Origin of the sequence: Mycobacterium sp. (assembly GCF_047975165.1) — a bacterium.
Taxonomy (GTDB): domain Bacteria; phylum Actinomycetota; class Actinomycetes; order Mycobacteriales; family Mycobacteriaceae; genus Mycobacterium.
The window spans coordinates 1-1,949 of sequence record NZ_JBKECZ010000133.1 but is presented as its reverse complement, the minus strand read 5'-3'; the positions used below and the strand labels follow the sequence as shown (position 1 = coordinate 1,949).

Sequence of the window (1,949 nt, the reverse complement as noted above, 5' to 3'; positions counted from 1 at the left end):
ATGAGCAGATCATCCAACTCATCGCCATCGCCTCCGGCTGCACGCTCGCCCAGGCGGACGAGGCCCGTCGCGCGCTGGGGGACCCCGCGGGGCAGGCGGAGGTCAAGGCTTGGCTCTGGCCCAGAGCACAGGCGCACGGTTACGACGATGCCGTGATCGAGCGGCTGTGGTTCATCCTCGCCTCCTTCGCCTCCTTCGGGTTCTGCAAGGCGCATGCCGCCGCATTCGCGCTGCCCACCTACCAGTCGGCCTGGCTCAAGCGGCACCATCCGGCAGCCTTTCTCGCCGGCCTGCTCACCCACGATCCCGGCATGTACCCCAAGCGGCTCATCCTTGAGGAGGCCCGCCGGATGGAGGTGCCGGTACTGCCACTCGATGTGAACGCCTCCGACGCGGTGTACCGGGTGGAGGCCACCGGTACCCCCGGGTCGGCGGTAGCTGAATCCGATCCGGATGACAGGGTGCCGGGTATCCGGCTGGCGCTCGCTGATGTCAAGGGCATCAGTGACGGTGAGGTCGAACGAATCGCCGGCGGCCGGCCCTATGCCGGGCTGATCGATTTCTGGCAGCGGGCGCGTCCCTCGAGTGATGTCGCCGAGCATCTCGTGCTCGCCGGCGCTTTCGACAGCCTCTACGGCATCGGGGACCCCCGGGACATCGGCGCGCGGAACCGGGTCACCCGGCGTGATCTGCTGCTCACCCTCGCTGACCTGGCCCGGACCGACCGGGTGGCTGCTCGCACGCAGCGCCGGTCAGGGGGGCGAGCCCGCGGATTGGCCGGTACCGGGGCGTCGGGCCACCAGGCGGTTCAGCTCGCCCTTGACTTCAGCGAAGCCCCGGAGCCCACCGGCGAGCCCGGTGAACCTCCCCGGGATATCCGGCCCTCGGGACTGCCTGAGATGACCGCCGTTGAGCGGATGGAGGCCGAGCTAGCCGTGCTCGGCATGGACGCCACCCGGCATGTCCTGGCTGAGCACCGGACCTTCCTGGATTCGATCGGTATCACCTGGTCGGAACAATTGCTCACCCGCCGGAGCCGGAGCCGACTGCTCGTCGCCGGAGTGAAGGTCGCCACCCAGACCCCGCCGGTCAGATCCGGCCGGCGGGTCATCTTCCTCACTCTGGATGACACCACCGGCCCGGTCGACCTCACCTTCTTCGAGGATGCCCAGGGGCCGTTCGCGTTGACAGTGTTCAACTCCTGGCTTGTCATCGGGCTCGGCGAGTTGCGTCGAACCGGGCCCCGCGGGGTCTCCCTGCGAGCGTTGGGGGCCTGGGACCTGATGCACCTGCGCGAACGCTGGCAGGCTGTCCTGGACACGACCGGTGATGAGATGGCGGCGGTAGCTGAGGTGCGCAGCCTCATCGATACCGCAGTGGCAACCCAGGCGTGTGCCCATGCCGAGGTGCTCCGGCAACGAGTCGGCGCAACGGACAGTCCGGTGACCGAGCGGGAGGATCGGCTGCTGGCCGATACCGAACATGCGGCCGCGGCCGGTGGGATGGGACAACGGCGGGTCCTCGTGCATCCCAGCGGTTTCGTGCAGTCGCCCTACACAGACATCACTCCGGCGGGGGAGTCGCCGAAGCTGGTCCCGCCGCGCCCTTCGGATCCCGGCCGCAAGCTGTGGCACGCGAGCCCGGGATCAGCAGGGAGATGAAGCCGTGCCGGTGATCGCGCATGTGGATATGGACAGCTTCTACGTCGCGGTGGAACTGCGCCGACGTCCCGAGCTGGCAGGTACCCCGGTCTGGGTGGGTGGTGCTTCCCGGGGCGTGGTGCTCTCGGCATCCTACGAGGCACGTGCGTTCGGGGTGGAAGGCGGCATGTCCTCGACCCGGGCACGCCGGCTGTGTCCGGATGCCGTCGCGATCCCACCCGACTACGACTCCTACGAAGCAGTCTCCGACGGCGTGTTCGGGATCTTCGCCGCAGTCACCCCGCTGGT

Annotated in this window: 2 pseudogenes; both read left to right on the top strand. The window is 68.8% G+C overall.

From position 1 onward, the window contains the following. Positions 1-1,661: pseudogene (locus tag ACK5M9_RS13005) on the top strand (hypothetical protein); the annotation flags it as partial. A gap of 4 nt (positions 1,662-1,665) precedes the next feature. Next, positions 1,666-1,949, top strand: a pseudogene (locus ACK5M9_RS13000) (DNA polymerase IV); the annotation flags it as partial.